At 59.9% G+C, this 16,501-nt stretch carries 17 protein-coding genes and 1 tRNA gene; 6 read left to right on the top strand and 12 right to left on the bottom strand.

All coding sequences use genetic code 11. The annotated features are described in order from the left end of the window. The first annotated feature begins 13 nt into the window (after positions 1-13). Complete coding sequence (locus tag G5168_RS07480) at positions 14-1,420, top strand: YfcC family protein (protein ID WP_005339725.1); 1,407 nt, start codon at positions 14-16, stop codon at positions 1,418-1,420. Between the two features lie 131 nt (positions 1,421-1,551). Here G5168_RS07480 and G5168_RS07475 read toward each other — a convergent pair whose 3' ends face one another. The 5 genes from G5168_RS07475 to G5168_RS07455 form a co-directional block, all read right to left on the bottom strand. Continuing rightward, positions 1,552-2,043, bottom strand: coding sequence for an arginine repressor (locus tag G5168_RS07475; protein WP_005339728.1), 492 nt, complete (start codon positions 2,041-2,043; stop codon positions 1,552-1,554). A 200-nt stretch (positions 2,044-2,243) separates the two neighbouring features. Next, on the bottom strand, positions 2,244-2,708 hold the full coding sequence (gene pyrI / locus G5168_RS07470) for an aspartate carbamoyltransferase regulatory subunit (RefSeq protein ID WP_005339730.1): 465 nt from the start codon (positions 2,706-2,708) through the stop codon (positions 2,244-2,246). A 15-nt stretch (positions 2,709-2,723) separates the two neighbouring features. Beyond that, positions 2,724-3,644: an aspartate carbamoyltransferase gene (gene pyrB, locus G5168_RS07465; protein WP_421252041.1), complete on the bottom strand. Its 921-nt coding sequence runs from the start codon at positions 3,642-3,644 to the stop codon at positions 2,724-2,726. Continuing rightward, the gene (locus G5168_RS07460; RefSeq protein ID WP_013724188.1) at positions 3,625-3,819 is read right to left on the bottom strand and encodes a hypothetical protein; all 195 of its coding nucleotides are present in this window, start codon (positions 3,817-3,819) and stop codon (positions 3,625-3,627) included. The genes pyrB and G5168_RS07460 overlap by 20 nt, the downstream gene beginning before the upstream one ends. Before the next feature lie 99 nt (positions 3,820-3,918). After that, a complete protein-coding gene (locus G5168_RS07455) occupies positions 3,919-4,461 on the bottom strand; it encodes a hypothetical protein (protein WP_421252040.1) in 543 nt (180 codons plus the stop codon). A gap of 201 nt (positions 4,462-4,662) precedes the next feature. On the opposite strand from G5168_RS07455, the gene G5168_RS07450 reads away from it, so the two are divergent. After that, positions 4,663-4,739, top strand: a tRNA-Trp gene (locus G5168_RS07450). A 146-nt stretch (positions 4,740-4,885) separates the two neighbouring features. Here G5168_RS07450 and G5168_RS07445 read toward each other — a convergent pair. Next, the gene (locus G5168_RS07445) at positions 4,886-5,758 is read right to left on the bottom strand and encodes a LysR family transcriptional regulator (RefSeq protein WP_421206333.1); all 873 of its coding nucleotides are present in this window, start codon (positions 5,756-5,758) and stop codon (positions 4,886-4,888) included. Between the two features lie 100 nt (positions 5,759-5,858). Here G5168_RS07445 and G5168_RS07440 point away from each other — a divergent pair, with 100 nt between their 5' ends. Together G5168_RS07440 and G5168_RS07435 are read left to right on the top strand one after the other, a co-directional pair. Further along, positions 5,859-6,356 (top strand): lactoylglutathione lyase family protein, encoded by a 498-nt coding sequence (locus tag G5168_RS07440; protein ID WP_421252039.1) that lies wholly within the window; start codon positions 5,859-5,861, stop codon positions 6,354-6,356. 207 nt (positions 6,357-6,563) lie between these two features. After that, a complete protein-coding gene (locus G5168_RS07435; protein ID WP_421249602.1) occupies positions 6,564-8,456 on the top strand; it encodes a methyl-accepting chemotaxis protein in 1,893 nt (630 codons plus the stop codon). A 64-nt stretch (positions 8,457-8,520) separates the two neighbouring features. Here the strand turns inward: G5168_RS07435 and G5168_RS07430 are convergent, their stop codons facing one another. From G5168_RS07430 to G5168_RS07405, 6 genes are all read right to left on the bottom strand, one after another. After that, the gene (locus G5168_RS07430) at positions 8,521-8,985 is read right to left on the bottom strand and encodes a gamma-glutamylcyclotransferase family protein (RefSeq protein ID WP_421249601.1); all 465 of its coding nucleotides are present in this window, start codon (positions 8,983-8,985) and stop codon (positions 8,521-8,523) included. Then, positions 8,982-9,629: a pyroglutamyl-peptidase I gene (gene pcp / locus G5168_RS07425; protein WP_421212410.1), complete on the bottom strand. Its 648-nt coding sequence runs from the start codon at positions 9,627-9,629 to the stop codon at positions 8,982-8,984. Before pcp ends, G5168_RS07430 begins: the two co-directional genes overlap by 4 nt. Positions 9,630-9,643: 14 nt before the next feature. Beyond that, a complete protein-coding gene (locus G5168_RS07420; RefSeq protein ID WP_421212409.1) occupies positions 9,644-10,567 on the bottom strand; it encodes a DUF979 domain-containing protein in 924 nt (307 codons plus the stop codon). Next, entirely contained in the window at positions 10,567-11,262 is a 696-nt protein-coding gene (locus tag G5168_RS07415; protein WP_421252038.1) for a DUF969 domain-containing protein, read from the bottom strand. Before G5168_RS07415 ends, G5168_RS07420 begins: the two co-directional genes overlap by 1 nt. 443 nt (positions 11,263-11,705) lie before the next feature. Then, a complete protein-coding gene (locus G5168_RS07410) occupies positions 11,706-12,218 on the bottom strand; it encodes a lipocalin family protein (protein WP_227341774.1) in 513 nt (170 codons plus the stop codon). 17 nt (positions 12,219-12,235) lie between these two features. Further along, positions 12,236-13,138 (bottom strand): AraC family transcriptional regulator, encoded by a 903-nt coding sequence (locus G5168_RS07405; RefSeq protein ID WP_227341775.1) that lies wholly within the window; start codon positions 13,136-13,138, stop codon positions 12,236-12,238. Positions 13,139-13,295: 157 nt separating this feature from the next. On the opposite strand from G5168_RS07405, the gene yqhD reads away from it, so the two are divergent. Continuing rightward, the gene (yqhD, locus tag G5168_RS07400; RefSeq protein WP_005339752.1) at positions 13,296-14,459 is read left to right on the top strand and encodes an alcohol dehydrogenase; all 1,164 of its coding nucleotides are present in this window, start codon (positions 13,296-13,298) and stop codon (positions 14,457-14,459) included. 507 nt (positions 14,460-14,966) lie between these two features. Then, entirely contained in the window at positions 14,967-16,493 is a 1,527-nt protein-coding gene (pntA, locus tag G5168_RS07395) for a Re/Si-specific NAD(P)(+) transhydrogenase subunit alpha (protein ID WP_005357557.1), read from the top strand. The last annotated feature ends 8 nt before the right edge of the window (positions 16,494-16,501 follow it).

The following is a 16,501-nucleotide window of genomic DNA, read 5'->3' as shown; positions in this document are numbered from 1 at the left end:
AGGAAGCTGGACCATGACCAAATTCAAGTTCCCGTCAGCCTACACGATACTGTTTGTGCTGATCGCCCTGGTGGCCGCCCTGAGCTGGATAGTGCCGGCCGGCAAATACGAGATGACCATGAACGAAGCCCTCGGCAAAGAAGTGCCGGTGGCGGGTACCTACAAACTGGTGGAGGGGAATCCCCAGGGGATCGTCGATGTGCTGCTGGCACCTATCGATGGCCTCTATAACCACGACACCTATGAGGCAGGCGCCATCGACGTCTCCCTCTTTATCCTGATCATCGGTGGTTTTCTTGGCATTGTGACCAAGACCGGTGCCATTGATGCCGGTATTGAACGTGTGACCGACCGCCTGCGCGGCCGTGAAGAGTGGATGATCCCGATCCTGATGGCGCTGTTTGCCGCAGGTGGCACCATCTACGGGATGGCCGAAGAGTCGCTGCCTTTCTACACCCTGCTGGTGCCGGTGATGATGGCCGCACGCTTCGACCCTGTGGTGGCGGCTGCAACCGTATTGCTGGGGGCCGGTATCGGTACTCTGGGTTCCACCATCAACCCGTTTGCGACCGTGATTGCCGCCAATGCGGCCGGTATCTCCTTCACCGACGGTATCTGGCTGCGCGTCGCCATGCTGGTCGCCGGTTGGCTGCTCTGCGTTGCCTACGTCATGCGTTACGCCAAGATGGTGCGCAGCGATCCGAGCAAATCCCTGGTAGCTGACAAGTGGGAAGAGAACCGTGCCCACTTCCTTGGCAACAAGAGCGACCAGATGCTGGAGTTCACCCTGACCCGTAAAATCGTGCTGGGTATCTTCGTCGCCGCCTTTGCCGTGATGATCTACGGTGTGGCCGTGCTGGGCTGGTGGATGGCGCAGATCTCCGGCGTGTTCCTGGCTGCCGCCATCATCGTTGGTCTTATCTCCCGCATGAGCGAAGAGGAGCTGACCTCCAACTTTATCGATGGTGCCCGCGACCTGCTGGGTGTGGCGCTGATCATCGGTATCGCCCGCGGTATCGTGGTGGTAATGGATAACGGCATGATCACTCACACCATTTTGCACAGTGCAGAAGGGATCGTGACCGGCCTCTCCACTATCGTCTTTATCAACGTGATGTTCGTGCTGGAAGTGGTGCTCTCCTTCCTGGTGCCGTCCTCCTCCGGTCTGGCTGTACTGACCATGCCGATCATGGCGCCGCTGGCCGACTTCGCCAACGTGGGCCGCGATCTGGTGGTGACTGCTTACCAGTCTGCCTCCGGTCTGGTGAACCTGGTGACCCCGACCTCCGCCGTGGTCATGGGTGGTCTGGCCATCGCCAAGGTGCCTTATGTGCGCTGGCTGAAATGGGTGGCTCCGCTGCTCGGTATCCTGACCGTGCTGATCGTGGTCTGCCTGAGCCTGGGTGCCGTGCTCTCCTGAGGGATGACATGCAAGATGAAGCGGGAGCCTGCGGGCTCCCGTTTTTTATGGGCGCAAGAAGTGATGGACACAAAGTCGCAGGCAACAAAAAGGCGACCCGCAGGTCGCCTCGATGCATTCGATGGAAGGGGTTAGCGGGCCTGCGCCAGGGTGCGCACCACGGCGGCGTGGGCCTGACGGGTGCGGCTGATATGGCGCGGCGCGACCAGCACAACGTCATTGCCCGCGACGGCGCCCATGATCTCGGGATTGGCGTTGCGATCCAGCAGGCGAGCCACCACGGTGGCGGCTCCCGGAGTGGTGTGGATCAGCACCATCTGCTGGTTGTGTACCACTTCGCGCACCATGTCGTGGATCGAGCGGGTGCTGCCGGCGGGTTCCAGCTGCTCGTCGACCAGGGTGTAGACCTTCTTGCCGTTGGCATTTTGGGCCTTGGCCACGCCGAGGCGGCGCAGCAGGCGGGAGATGGTGGACTGGCTGATGTCGGCAAAGCCGCGCTCCGACAGCTCGCGGCGGATCTCTTCCTGGGTGCTGTAGCAGTGCTGACCGATGATCTGGCGACAGGCATCCAGCTGGGCCAGATCGGGCTCTTGGGCAACGGGACGACTGAGGGTTTTGACCACGGCGAATTCCTTTGATGATGACCGGAGGTAAACGCGCGATATCTGCCATAGCAGTCAGTTATCAGGTAAAAACACTGATAATCAGCCTATATGCAGGGAATGAGCGGGCATTACCATCTTGCGATGGCAAATTATAGCTGACTGGAAATTCGGTGATGTGACAGGGTTCAAAAATGGGCCCCGCGGGGCCCAATCAGATATCAGTAACGCTCGCTGACGATGTCCTGAGTGAAGGACTTCTCGCAATATTTGCACTTCATCCGTACCACGCCTTTCACTTCGCGCACCCGGAAGTAGCTGTCAACCGGCTCGTTATGGGAGATGCAGTTGGAGTTGGGGCAGTGGAACACCCCGGCGATGAACTCCGGCAGCTCCAGCTGGTGCTTCTTCACCACATTGAAGTCTTCGATGATGTTGACGGTCGCTTTCGGGGCGAACAGCGCCAGCTGGTTGGCCTGCTGTTCGGTCAGACGGGTGTTCTCAATCTTGATGAGATCCTTCTTGCCCAGCGCACCGGATTTCAGGTTGAAGCCGACGGTGATCCGCTCCTGGGTTTCGACCAGCTGGAACAGCTTGAGGATCTTGATGCCCTGGCCAGCGGGGATGTGATCGATGACGGAGCCGTGACGGATGGCTTCGACTTGCAGTTGGTTCTTGTCAGACATGATATTCCCCTAAGCTCAGACAGTTTCGTTCAGTACCAGTGCCAGCAGCGCCTGGCGTGCATAGACCCCGTTCTCCGCCTGCTGGAAGTAGCAAGCGTGGGGAGTCTTGTCGACCGCTACATCGATCTCGTCGACGCGGGGCAGGGGATGCAGGATCTTCATGGTGGGCTTGGCACCTTCCAGAGTCGCCAGCTCCAGAATGAACTTGGCGGCCATGTGCTTGTATTCAGTCTCGTCGAAGCGCTCTTTCTGGACGCGGGTCATGTAGAGGATGTCCAGCTCCGGCATCACCTCTTCCATGGTCTGGTGGACGCTGAACTGGATGCCCTTCTCTTCCAGCTCTTCGCAGATGTAGTCCGGCATCGCCAGCGCTTCCGGGGAGATGAAGAAGAAGCGGCAGTTGAACAGGCTGAGGGCCTGGGCCAGCGAGTGCACGGTGCGGCCATATTTCAGGTCACCGACGAAGGCGACGTTGAGGTTGTCCAGACGGCCCTGGGTCTCATGGATGGTGAACAGGTCGAGCAGGGTCTGGCTCGGATGCTGGTTGGAGCCGTCGCCGCCGTTGATGACCGGCACGCGGGAGAACTCGGAGGCCAGACGGGCCGCGCCCTCTTTCGGGTGGCGCATCACCACCGCATCCGAGTAGGAGCCGATGATCTTGATGGAGTCAGCCAGCGTCTCGCCCTTCTTGGCGCTGGTGTTGCCACCGTCGGCGAAGCCGATGATGTTGCCGCCAAGGCGCTGTACCGCGGTCTCGAACGAGAGGCGGGTGCGGGTGGAGGCTTCGAAGAAGCAGCTGGCAACCAGCTTGTCTTTCAACAGGCTGGCGTCAGGTTCAGCCTTCAACCGTTGTGCGGTTGAGACTACCAGTTCCATTTCTGACCGGGTCAGGTCCGAAATGGAGATGACATGTTTCTTATAGAGTGGATTGGTCATCGTCTGCATTCCCTTTGACATCATTGGAGGTTTTTCGGGCACAAAAAAAAGCCCCTGAAACAGGGGCTTTTTTTAAAAATAACTGGGGATCGTTGGGGTGGGAACCGGAAACAACGGGGCCGCTCTGGTGCGCACCACCCGTCTGCAAGGCTGTTTTCTGAATCAAAAACTGCATCGTTTCGTCCCGACCTTTTTCAAAACCGGACAGATTATAGGGCCGCTTTTTTAATTGTCAAAATTTTATTTACGATGCCAATTTCAGCATGAAAAACGTTTAAGTGACGGAAACATGACGACAAATCCACACCTTGTGCGTTTCTTGCAGCGATTCCCCATCGCGGGCCATGGCGCGCAAATAACCGAGTCTGTGGTGTCCTTCCAGCAGGCAGTAGGGTTGCGGCAGCGGTTGCCCGTTCGGGTAGCTGGCACCCTCTTCCGGCACCAGCACGATGACAGGTTCGGGCCAGGTGCCGTCGCTCAGCATCTTCTCGCCGAGCCAGGAGCGGCGGACATACCGGTTGCTGCGCAGCATCTCGCCCCAGCGCTCGATCACCTCCATATGGCGGGAGTCCACCTGATCCACCAGTTGCGCGGTGGGCCAGCTTTCACAGGTGAATTGATGGCTGGCGAGATCGATAAAGCTCCAGTTGGACTCAAAACCGCGCCAATGACGGTAAATCCACTGGGAAAGCACATTTTCGGGGATGAAGGGCACCAGCGGCGCGACCCGTTCAAGATAGGCGGGCAGGGACTCTGTTTTGCGTTCGTCCCTGAAGTTGAGAGGCGCAAGTTGTTGTAGCAGTCGGTAATTGAGCATAAGCAGCCTCCCGGTACCTGCTTTCACCCTACCCCCATTTATGCCCCATTCCTACCCCGCTGAGTCTGGAAATACAGCAAGTTACCCCTCGTTGCTGCACAAATCGGCGCGACTTGTTCGGGATTTGTGCAATCGCATCGAAAGCGTAAAAAAAGCCTTTACCTTTGATCTCCACTTTGTATACTACGCCTCGTTTGTTGCAGGGGCGTAGTTCCAATTGGTAGAACAGCGGTCTCCAAAACCGATGGTTGCGGGTTCGAGTCCTGCCGCCCCTGCCATTTTAAGAAAGGCCAGCTCATTGAGCTGGCCTTTCGCATTTCCGGCGTTCGCCAATTTATCCCTCTCTCCTTTCTCTTCTCCGGTTCCTGCCGCTAGCCCTCGGTGACTGTGGTCACATTGATCTCGATGTCTGCCGCAAGAGCGTTCAATGTGCAGCAACCCGCTGTTTCAGGACGGTGACCAGCCGCTGGTGGCGGGCGGGGAGCGGCCACTCGGCGCGGTAGATCAGCCAGAGGGTGTCGATCACTTCAATGCTGCTCTGGATCACCCGGATCTTCTCCTGCTGGGCAAAGGCGGTGACGGCGAAGCGGGGCAGCACGGTAAAGCCGAGGCCGCGGGCGACCGGCTCCAGGATCAGGCCGATCTGGTTGGTAAAGCCGCGCTGCGGGATCTCGTCAACGCGCTGGCCGGGGTAGCGTCGTCCCAACAGGCGTTGTGCCATGCTGCGGCCATCCGGGTGGTCGATAAAGCCGAGCTGACAGAGGTACTGCCAGCTCGGCTCCTTGCCATCGTTGGGCACCACCAGACAGAGGGGTTCGCGGGCGAAGGGCTCGGCGGCGATGCTGAGGTGTTCAGGCGGCTGATCCACCAGTCCCAGATCGCTGCGCCCCGCCAGTACCGCCTGCACTATGTCGGGGGTGGGGGCAAAGCGGTGCTGGATGGTGAGTCCGGGGTGCTCTTGTTGCTGGTCGAGCAGCAGGGGATAGAGCAGCAGACCAATGCTACCCGGGGTGGACAGGGTGATGGCGCCGTGGTGAGGGTCGTCGTCCGAGAGGCGTGCCCGCAGCTGTTCGGCGGCCTGCTCCTGCTGGCGGGCGAAGTCGAGCAGCACCAGCCCGCGCGGGGTGAGCTCCAGCAGACGAGGCTTGCGCAGCAGCAGGGGGCCAAATTCGGCCTCGAGGCGCGAGATATGCTGACTGACGGCGGCCTGAGTGAGATCCAGCCGATCGGCGGCACGGGTAAAACTGCCGGTTTCATGCACCACCACCAGGGTGTGGAGCCAGAGTGGATTAACCATAAATTTAATTTATGCCTTCCATTAGTTTGACCTTATTTTTCATTATGGCTCTCCTTCCTATCATGTCACCTGTTTCCCACACACAATTTCAAGGTGACTTATGACTTACCCACGCAACTTCTCCCACATCGGCATCACGGTGACTGACCTCGACAAAGCGGTCGAGTTCTATACCAAGGTGATGGGCTGGTATCTCATCATGCCGGCGACCACCATCACCGAGGATGACTCCGCCATCGGCGTGATGTGCAACGACGTGTTTGGCCCGGGTTGGGGCTCCTTCCGCATCGCCCACCTCTCCACCGGCGACAAGATCGGCATCGAGCTGTTCGAGTTTCCCAACAGCGAGCGCCGTGAGAACAACTTCGAATTCTGGAAGACCGGAGTGTTCCACTTCAGCGTGCAGGATCCGGATGTCGAGGGGCTGGCGGCGCGCATCGTCGCGGCGGGCGGCAAGCAGCGGATGCGGGTGCGCGAGTACTACCCGGGCGAGAAGCCCTACCGCATGGTCTACATGGAAGATCCCTTCGGCAATATCGTCGAGATCTACAGCCACAGCTATGAGCTGACCTACTCCGCCGGTGCATATCAGGGGTAAGTAACAGGCCGCCTTAGGGCGGCCTGCTGCTTTATTGTTACAAGAGTCAGTAGCATGGAATAGCGATCTGGTTCACACGAATAGCGCGTTCTGTTGTTGATAGATGGGAAAATATACAGATTCACTAAAGTCTGTTCATATTGCGGCCGATAGCCTTTGATACATCAGGGTTTTCCCTGCCTGACACAACAACAAGGATTCGTCGTCATGACCCTCTCTCTGCGCGGCAAGCTGCTGGCCACCAGTCTTGGCGTAGTGCTGCTGATGGCATCACTGCTCGGCATCGTTGCCTTTCACACCCTAAAATCCCGCACCATGAGCGCCATCCAGAGCGAGGCGGTCAACTATGGCCACGCCTACTCGGTCGCCATCGGCGAATGGATGACGGATCGCAAGAACACCGTCCATGCGCTGGTCAACCTGATCAGCGATAACCCCCAAGCCGAGCTGGTGCCGCACCTGAAGCAGGCCTACACCTCCGGCGGCTTCGGCCTCACCTATTTTGGCTCCGCGCAGGGGGTGATGACCCGGCAGGATCCCTCCCTCAACACCGGCAACTATGACCCGCGCGAGCGCCCCTGGTATCAGGATGCGGTGAAGGCGGGGCAGCTGATCGTCACTGCCCCCTATGTCAGCGTCACCATGCAGAAGCTGGTGGTTACTCTCTCCGAGCCGGTGCGCCATCAGGGCGAGCTGGTCGGCGCCGTGGGGGCCAACCTGGCGCTCGACAAGCTGATCGATGAAGTACTGGCGATGAAGGTGCAGGGTGAGGGCTACGCCATGCTGCTCGACAGCAGCGGCCTCATCGTCGGTCACCCCAACAAGGAGCTGGCGCTCAAGCAGATTGGCGAGCTCTCCCCCGATCTGTCGGCGGCCACCTTCCAGCAGTGGGGCCGCGAGAACAACGAACTGCACGCAGCTACCCTCGACGGGCGCGACGTGCTGCTGGCGGTACAGCCGGTGCCGGGCACCGACTGGCTGCTGGCCATGGTGATGTACCGCGACGTGCTGGAGGCGCCGCTCGCCTCCCTGCTGTGGCAGCTGGTGGGGCTGACGCTGCTGCTGATGCTGGTGTTCAGCGCCCTGCTCACCGCCATGTTCAAGTATCTGTTTGCCGATCTGGGCCGGGTGGCCGGTGCGCTGCACGACATCGCTCACGGCGAGGGGGATCTCACCGTCCATATCGACACCCGCAGTCAGGATGAGGTGGGTCAGCTGGCACGCAACTTCAACCAGTTCGTGGCCCGGTTGCACGGGATTGTCAGCCGGTTGCGCGATGTCACCGTCGAGCTGGCGGCCCAGTCCCGTGCTCAGGCGGCCGGCGCCCACTCCCGCAGCCAGCGGGTGCGTCAGCAGCAGGACGAGATCGTGATGGTGGCGACCGCGGTGACCGAGATGGCCTCCGCTACGCAGGAGATCGCCGGCAACGCCGAGTTTGCCGCTACCACCTCCGGCGAGGCGGTCAAGCTGGCGGTCGCGGGTCAGTCGCAGGTCGGTCAGAGCCAGCGCAGCATTACCGGGCTCGCGGATGAGGTGGCTGATGCCAGCCAGATCATCAACGAGCTGGATGCCCATGCCCAGAAGATCAGCGGCATTCTGGCCACCATCAGCGGCATTGCCGAGCAGACCAACCTGCTGGCGCTCAACGCCGCCATCGAGGCGGCGCGGGCCGGTGAGCAGGGCCGTGGCTTCGCGGTGGTGGCGGACGAGGTGCGGGTGCTGTCGCGCCGCACCCATGACTCCACCGACGAGATCCAGCAGATGATCGAGACCCTGCAGCAGACCACCCGCCGCGCCGTGGGTGGTATGGAGACCAGCCGCCAGCTGGCGGGCACCAGCGTCGAGGATGCGGAGTCCGCCAACCAGAGTCTGGCGCGGATCAACGAGGCGATCGGCTCCATCAGCGACATGGCGACCCAGATCGCGGCGGCGGCCGAAGAGCAGACCTCGGTGACCAGCGAGATCAGCCGCAATACCGAGAATATCCGCCACGTCTCGCAGGAGCTGGCCGAGCAGGCCAATCAGGAGGCGGCGCAGGCGGCAGAGCTGAAGGCGCTGACCGAGCGGCTGGAACAGGAGATCGGCCGTTTCCGGCTATGATCCTCAGGCCATCTTCCATGAAAAGGGCAGCCCGCGGGCTGCCCTTTGTTATTGTCGCTGACCGTCAGGCGGCGCTCTCCAGCTGCGCCAGATGGAAGGCACGCCAGTTGCCGTCGGGCAGGTAGTGCTTGCCCTGCTGCCATTTGGGATCGTGCTGCACCACGTAGCGGTAGTGGTAGGCCTGCTGCTGGCCGACATAACGCCCCTGCACCGGGTCGAAGATCTCCACCTCGATGAGCTGGCGCAGATATTCGCTCTGGGGATCATCCTCGCCGTGGAAGTTCTCCATCTCGTCGAGCGCCGCGATGGCGGCAGGGAAGTCGTCCAGCACAAACAGCTCGCCATAGACCCAGTCATCCCCCTGCAACAGGGCGGGGTAGCCCTTGTGCTGCAGGTGATAGAGAGCGCCGCGCACCCGGGCGCGCCGGGGCGTCTGGCTCACGTGGTGAGCCAGATAGCGGCGGTAGTTGAACAGCCCGTCCATCAGGCTGCCATAGACGAACAGCGGGTGTGGCTGGCAAAGGCTCATGAGATCTCGCCGCCCACGACCTTGATATCGCCATCCTGCTGCAGCACCACCGCCTCGATGGCCAGCGCCAGCGCGCGGGTAATCTCGCTCATGGCGAGGCAGGGCTGGTTCACCTTGTCCGCTACCTGCTCGGTGATGTAGGGAACGTGGATAAAGCCGCCGCGCACCGCCGGGAACTCTTTCTCGATCAGGTAGTGCAGCTGGTACATGATGTGGTTGCAGACGAAGGTGCCGGCAGTGTTGGAGACCGCCGCCGGAATGCCGTTCTCCTTGATGCGCTGCACCATTCCCTTGAGGGGCAGACGGGAGAAGTAGGCCGGTGCGCCATCGGCCTGAATCACTTCGTCGATGGGCTGCTGCTGCTCGTTGTCGGGGATGCGGGCATCGTCGATGTTGATGGCGACCCGCTCCGGGGTAATGGCGAAGCGGCCGCCCGCCTGACCGACGTTGATCACCACGTTGGGCTGGTACTGGCGCATCAGCTCTGCCAGCAGGGTGGCTGACTTGCCAAAGACGGTGGGGATCTGCGCCTTGATCACTGTGGCGTCCAGAATGGTTTCCGGCAGGCGTTTGACCGCCTCCCATGCCGGGTTGATGGGCTCGCCGCCGAAGGGGTCAAAACCGGTAATCAGTACTTTCATCATCTTCTCCCGAATGGTCAGAATGCCCAGAAATACATGAGGGCGATATGGATCAGCACCAGCGTCAGCGCCATCGGCACCTGCACCTTGATCACCTTGTTGAGATCCTTCATCTCCAGCAGGGCGGCGGGCAGGGCGTTGAAGTTGGCGGCCATGGGGGTCATCAGGGTGCCGCAGAAGCCGGCGGTCATCGCCAGCGCACCGGCTACCACCGGGTCACCGCCTTGGGCGATGACGAAGGGGATGCCGATGCCGGCGGTGATGACGGTGAAGGCGGCATAGGCGTTGCCCATGATCATGGTGAAGACCATCATGCCGAGGCAGTAGGCCACCACCCCGACGAAGGGGCTGCCGACCGGCACTACGGTTGAGATCCCGTGGGAGATGACATCGCCGACGCCGGATGTGTTGAAGATCACCCCGAGCGCAGCCAGCAGTTGCGGCAGAATGCCGGTGATGCCGACCTGCTGGATCATCCGGTCGGAGTCACCCACTACGGTGGAGGGGGTGGCCCGGGTCAGCAGTACCGTGATGACGAAGGCGATGACCGCCGCCAGACCGATACCGACCTGACCGCCAAGGGGGGTGAACTGGGCGATCACCACCGCCAGCACGGCCAGCAGGATGCAGGGGAGGAAGATCCGGTTGCCGATGCGGTTGGCGTGGCGCTGGGACTCCTCCTCGCTCGCCTGCTCCAGCTTGCCGATCTTCACCTGCTTGAGCAGGGTGATGGCCCCCATGGCGAGGATCAGCACGCCATTGATGACATTGGGGATATAGCTGCCGAAGGCGAACAGCACACCCAGGATGGTCCAGAACAGGGCGGTGCCGATCTTGGCCGGGTGGCTGGGGTCACGCAGGACGCGCCAGGCGCTGCTGAACAGGATGACGCCGATCAGCACATAAAAGAATTCGAGCATGTTGGGGATGAGAGTCGCCATTATTGTTGCCCCTCCTTGTCGCTGCTCACGGTATATGTCTTGGCCATCCGGCGGTCAAACCACATATTGGAAATAGCCACCATCAGCAGGGCAATAATGGCTATTGGCATGGATGCCTTGGCAATATCGACGGCAGAGACGCTATATCCAAGAGATTCAAATGTACCGACGATCAGCAATACCCCGGCTGAGGCGACGAAGGTATTCTGGGCAAAGAAGTTGCCGTAGTTTTCGGTGGCGGAAACCCGCGCCTTGACATATTCCTCATCCTCTTCGCTTAATTTGCCGTGCACCTTGGTAGCTGCAGCCTGAGTCATAGGGTTGACCAGCGGACGAATAAACTGGGTGTGACCCTGAACCCGCACCGAGAAGAGGCCGGCCAGTTCGCGGATAAACATATAGAGGGTCATGAACTTGCCCGGGGTGAGTTTCTTGATCCGCTCGATCAGGGTGACTGCCTGCTGTTTGAGGCCGTAGCGTTCACAGATGCCGATCATCGGCAGGGTCAGCAGAAACAGCGTCACCATGCGGTTGGAGACGAAGGCTTCACCCAGCAGGGAGAGGCAATCGGTCATGGATAGGCCGGAGACCAGCGCCGTGGTGACGGCGGCCACCAGTACGACGGCCAGAGTGTCGAGTTTGAAATAAAATCCCAATAAAATAATAAGAATTCCGCTTAATTTAATAAATTCCAATTAATCACCTCGTTAAAGTGAATATTTATATGCATTTTGGGGTGGCCGAGCTGTTTATCATCTGGTTACTGCGATGGCAACAAAAAATCCCCAAAAAGGGATTCGATTGGTTTCTTGTTGGGGCTTTTTGTCGGTTTATCGTTCGTTGGTAAATGGTGAGTCCTGCACCGTCCAGGCTATTTTGTTGCCCCCTAATCATTCATTCAGATTATTTTGGGGAGCCTGGCGACAATAAATATTGGGCTGACAATATGATCGCTATTCTCTTCCATTGATGGGTGATGGGTGATGGGTGATGGGTGATGGGGATTGTTGCGCAATGTCTATCTGGCAACCGTCAGCGAATGGCTGGGTATGGCGGTGGTTGTGCGGAGCAGGGTTGAGGAACTCGAGAGGGAAAGGCGGAGAGAACCGGTGGCGATGGCATCGCCACCGGTGCTGTCTCAGGGGGTCTGCTTGACCCAAATCAGCTGGTCGGTGGCAAAGCCCAGCGACTTCGCCTTGGCGACCAGCGCATCCACCTTCGCCTTGGGCGGGTTGGGTGAGCGGGAGAGGATCCAGAGGTAGTCGTGGTTGTAGCTGGTCACCAGCGAGAGCTGGTAATCGGGGTCGAGGTCGATGACGTTGTAGCCGCCGTAGAAGGGGCCGAAGAAACTCACCTTGAGCCGCGCCTCGTCAGGGTTGCCGACGAAGTAGGCCTTGCCCTCGGCTTCGCGCCAGCTGCCATCGCTCTGCTTGCCGCGGTTGAGCACCTTGACGCCGCCATCGTCCCGCAGGCTGTAGGTGGCGCTCACCTGCTCCAGCCCCCGCTCGAAGCTGTGGTCGAGGCGGGCGATTTCGTACCAGGTACCGAGATAACGATCGAGCTGGAAGCCGGTAACGGGGCGGATGCCATCGGCAATCCCGGTGCAGGCCGTCAGCAGCCAGACGGTAAACAGACAAAGCAGTGAACGCATAGGTAATCCCTCTCTCGTTATCCCTCGATGATGCGCAGCTGGCCATCCCGGAAGCGGGAGGCCTGATCCGTCGGCGTGCTGCCGAAGAAGCGCTTGTACTCCCGACTGAACTGGGAGTTGCTCTCGTAACCGACTCTGGCCGCCGCGGTACCCGCCTTGATGCCGTCGTGCAGCATCATCATTCGCGCCTTGTGCAGGCGAAACGACTTGATGTATTGCAGCGGCGAGGTAGCGGTGACCGCCTTGAAGTGGTGGTGAAAGGCGGAGACGCTCATGTTCACCTCCCGCGCCAGCTCCTCCATGGTGAGGTTGTCGGCATAACGGGACTCTATCATACGCAGCACCCGGGCGATTTGGCCCACATGGTTGTGGCGATTGGCGAGCGCCTGCAGCGCCGGGCCGCCCACCTCGGTGAGAGCGTGGAACAGCATCTCCCGCACCGTCTGCGGCCCCAGCACCCTGGCGTGCAACGGGTTATCCATCAGCTCGATCAGTCGCTCGGCGGCGCAAAACATGGTTTCCGACAGGGGGACCGAGTGGACACCGCTCTTTTGTGGCGCGGGGGCGGGCAGGGCATCGCCCAGCTCCAGCAACAGCTCTTGCAGGGTTACCAGATCGATCTCGATGGTAAAACCGATAAGCGGCTGCTCGGGGGAGGCGAAGCACTCGCACTCGCAGGGCAGCGGCAGGGTCATCAGCAGATAGTGGTTGGGGTCGTAGCGAAACACCTGATCCGCCAGATAACCCACCTTGTGTCCCTGCAGGATAACGATCATCCGCGGTTGGTAGAGCACCGGGGTGCGGCCATGGTGCTCGGTGGTATAGATGAGGTTGACCTGTTTCACCGGTGATGGGGTGATGCCGGGTGCGGTGACGTGGCGGGTCAATCTGGCGGCGAGGTCGCTGTAACGGTTTTGCATGGGTGCTCTTTGATTCGACAGTTCCGGTTTTCGCTGCTTTGTAGAAATAGGCAAGAATCAAGCAGGATGTTGTCTTGATGGTAGTGTTGTTCTGGAGAAAAATGCAATCACGATTTCGCGGCCAGGCCGCCCTGACTATCAGAAGAAGGCAATGTCGATGAACAACTTTACTCTCCATACCCCGACCAAAATCCTGTTCGGCCAAGGGCAGATCGCCCAGCTGCGCGAGCAGCTTCCGAGCGATGCCCGCGTCATGATCACCTACGGTGGTGGCAGCGTGGTACGCAGCGGCTTGTTGGAGCAGATCCGTAACGAGCTGGCTGGCATGACCCTGTTTGAATTTGGCGGCATCGAGCCGAACCCGGCCTACGAGACCCTGATGGGCGCCGTGGAGCTGGCCCGTGCCGAGCGGGTCGACTTCCTGCTCGCCGTTGGTGGTGGTTCCGTGCTCGATGGCACCAAGTTTATCGCTGCTGCCGCGCACTACGATCTGGCCAAGGATCCCTGGCACATTCTCGAGACCGTCGGCAGCGAAGTGCGCTCCGCCATCCCGCTTGGTTCCGTGCTGACCCTGCCGGCGACCGGTTCCGAAATGAACATGGGCGCCGTCATCACCCGTCGCAGCAGTGGCGACAAGGTGCACTTCTTCTCGCCGTTCGTGATGCCGCGCTTCGCCGTGCTGGATCCGGTGCTCACCTACACCCTGCCCGAGCGTCAGGTGGCGAACGGGGTGGTGGATGCTTTTGTCCACATCGTGGAGCAGTACCTCACCTATCCGGTCAACGCCAAGGTGCAGGATCGCTTCGCCGAAGGCTTGCTGCTGACCCTGATTGAAGAGGGCCCCAAGGCGCTGGCCGAACCGCACAACTATGAGGTGCGCGCCAACATCATGTGGAGTGCCACCATGGCGCTGAACGGCCTGATTGGTGCCGGTGTGCCGCAGGACTGGGCCACCCACATGCTGGGTCACGAGCTGACCGCTCTGCACGGCCTTGACCATGCCCAGACTCTGGCGGTGGTGCTGCCTGCCCTGCTGCAGGCCAAGCGCAAACAGAAGCATGCCAAGCTGCTGCAATACGCAGAGCGGGTGTGGGGTCTGAACAGCGGCAGCGAAGCGGAACGCATCGACGATGCCATCGCCGCGACCCGCGACTTCTTCGAGCGGATGGGGGTCAAGACCCGACTGCGCGACTACGGTCTGAAAGATCTGGGTATCGACACCCTGATCGGCAAGCTGGGGGAGCACGGTATGACTGCCATCGGCGAGCACGGCGATATCGATCTGGTGCAGAGCCAGCATATTTATGAAGCGGCCTGGTAAGGGCCGCCAATCGGTGCCAAACGGGCGAAACGATTGAATTGCCGGGGCCCTCTCCCGCCATCTGGCGGCTGAGCGACCCCGCTTTTGTTGGGAAAATGTTACTTTTCGGCGTTTCGCTGCGAGAAGTGAGACGAAAGCGGATTTCGTAAGAACAAAAAACGCTAAGATAGAGGGCCGGTAAAACATTTTTTTTGACTGGTTGGATCACTTTTTTCAGCCGTTTTTACTGGTATAAGCCTCTAATTTGGTTTGTTTTTTTTAATCGTAGCCAGGGATGGGCTGAATTCTGTACGAGTGCCGTCGGGACTGCGGTTGTAATAAAACTCCAAAATTTGATACTAATCACCTTCGCGCCTGAAAAGCGGGGGCCTGACCATGACAGGAGGTTGAGGTAAAGCCTACTGATTTTCATAACAAAGAGCCCTGGACCTGCACTTTGGTCATGTCTTGTTTCGTCAGAAGTGAGACACTGGGCAGCGATTGTTTATTAACCATCAGGGAATAGTCATGCAGATTGGAATACCGAGAGAGAGTCTCGCCGGTGAGACCCGGGTCGCAGCGACCCCGGCTACCGTCGAGCAGCTGAAAAAGCTCGGCTTCGAGGTCGCCATCGAGACCGGCGCAGGCCTGTCGGCCAGCTTCGATGATGCCGCCTTCGAGGCTGCCGGTGCCAGCGTGGTGCCGAATGTCTGGCAAGCCGACCTTATCTTCAAGGTCAATGCGCCGACCGATGCCGAGATCGCACAAATTAAAGATGGCGCCACTCTGGTGAGCTTCATCTGGCCTGCCCAGAACCCTGAGCTGGTCAAGAAGCTGTCCGAGCGCAACATCAATGTGATGGCGATGGATATGGTGCCGCGGATCTCCCGTGCCCAGTCCCTCGATGCCCTCTCTTCCATGGCCAACATCGGTGGCTATCGCGCTGTGGTTGAAGCTGCGCACCAGTTCGGTCGCTTCTTCACCGGTCAAATCACCGCAGCCGGTAAAGTGCCGCCTGCCAAGGTACTGGTGATCGGTGCCGGTGTGGCCGGTCTGGCTGCCATCGGTACGGCCGGTTCCCTCGGTGCCATCGTGCGTGCCTTCGACACCCGTCTGGAAGTGGCCGAGCAGATCGAATCCATGGGTGGGGAATTCCTCAAGCTGGACTTCGGTGGCGAAGATGGTGCATCCAGCGATGGTTACGCCAAAGTCATGTCCGATGAGTTCATCAAGGCCGAGATGGAGCTGTTCGCCCAGCAGGCCAAAGAGGTGGACATCATCATCACCACCGCTCTGATCCCGGGCAAGCCGGCTCCCAAGCTGATCACCAAAGAGATGGTCGACAGCATGAAGCCGGGCTCCGTCATCGTGGACATGGCCGCTCAGGCTGGCGGCAACTGTGAATACACAGTGCCGGGTGAGCTGCATGTCACCGACAACGGCGTCAAGGTGATCGGTTACACCGATCTGCCGGGCCGTCTGCCTGCCCAATCCTCCCAGCTCTACGGTACCAACCTGGTCAACCTGATGAAGCTGATGTGCAAGGAGAAGGACGGCAACGTTGCCATCGACTTCGAAGATGTGGTTCAGCGCAACATGACGGTGATCCAGGCCGGTGAAGTGACCTTCCCGCCGCCCGCCATCTCCGTCTCTGCTGCCCCGCAGAAACCGGCCGCCGCCAAACCGGCAGCCAAGAAGGAAGAGGCCAAGCCTTCCAACAAGAAGTTCGTGTTCGGTGCCCTCGGCATCGCCGCCTTCGGCTGGATCGCCTCCGTTGCCCCGGCAGCCTTCCTCTCCCACTTCACCGTATTCATCCTGGCCTGTGTGGTCGGTTACTACGTGGTGTGGAACGTATCGCACGCCCTGCATACGCCGCTGATGTCGGTCACCAATGCCATCTCCGGCATTATCGTGGTCGGTGCCCTGCTGCAGATCGGGCAAGGGTCGACCCTGGTCACCGCGCTGGCGTTCGTCGCCGTGCTGATTGCCAGTATCAACATCTTCGGCGGCTTCACCGTCACTCAGCGCATGCTGAAGATGTTCCGTAAGGATTAAGGGGGTTT

This window comes from Aeromonas sp. 600724 (genome assembly GCF_049175135.1).
GTDB lineage: Bacteria > Pseudomonadota > Gammaproteobacteria > Enterobacterales > Aeromonadaceae > Aeromonas > Aeromonas veronii_A.
The sequence above is the reverse complement of the archived record's forward strand: the minus strand, read 5'-3'. Positions and strand labels throughout refer to the sequence as shown.